Raw genomic sequence first — 678 nt, 5'->3', positions numbered from 1 at the left:
AGGCCTTCTGCTCAACGACCCGAAGATCTCGTCTTAAGGACGGTGAGAGCCGCAAAAGCGTACTCTGTATTTGTTATGGGAGAGACAGGTTGTTGACCGAAACGCCGAACTGACACACATTCAAACGTGCTGGAACGCTTCAGCATGACAATGATCTGATGCCAAATCAGCCAATTATTCCGCGCATAGGACGTTATCTGACCTGATAAACTCCGGCGGACCGCGAAGGATGAACAGGTCTGTCAGCGCGTCGATGACGTCGACCGAGTTGAGCTTGCGTTTGACACGTATCACCAGCACCTGCCCTAGGTGTATTCATCGACGATATTGAGCATGCGGTAGGCCCGCCCGTCCGCGGTCCGGTCCTGGACAAAATCATAGGACCAGACATGGTTCGGACGCTCCGCCCGCAGCCGGACGCAAGAGCCATCCGCCAGCCAAAGCCGCCCTCGTTTCTTCTGTTTCTGCGGCACTTTAAGCCCCTCGCGCCGCCAAATCCGCTCGACCCGCTTGTGGTTCACACACCATCCCGCCTGGTGCAGCAAGCCAGTGATCTGGCGATAGCCATATCGCCCGTATTGGCGTGCCAGTTCAGTGATGTCAGCGGTCAGCAGGGCTTCGTCCTGACGACCGAGCGGGATCTTGCGTTGGGTCGATCTGTGCTGTCCCAAAGCCCGA

The 678-nt window shown here is 57.1% G+C and carries 1 pseudogene; it reads right to left on the bottom strand.

What is annotated here, in order from left to right:
* Positions 1–192: 192 nt before the first annotated feature.
* A pseudogene (locus tag VSX56_RS20730) lies at positions 193–678 on the bottom strand (IS3 family transposase); the annotation flags it as partial.

This window comes from Thioclava kandeliae (genome assembly GCF_040297545.1).
GTDB classification, from domain to species: Bacteria; Pseudomonadota; Alphaproteobacteria; order Rhodobacterales; family Rhodobacteraceae; genus Thioclava; species Thioclava kandeliae.
The sequence above is the reverse complement of the archived record's forward strand: the minus strand, read 5'-3'. Positions and strand labels throughout refer to the sequence as shown.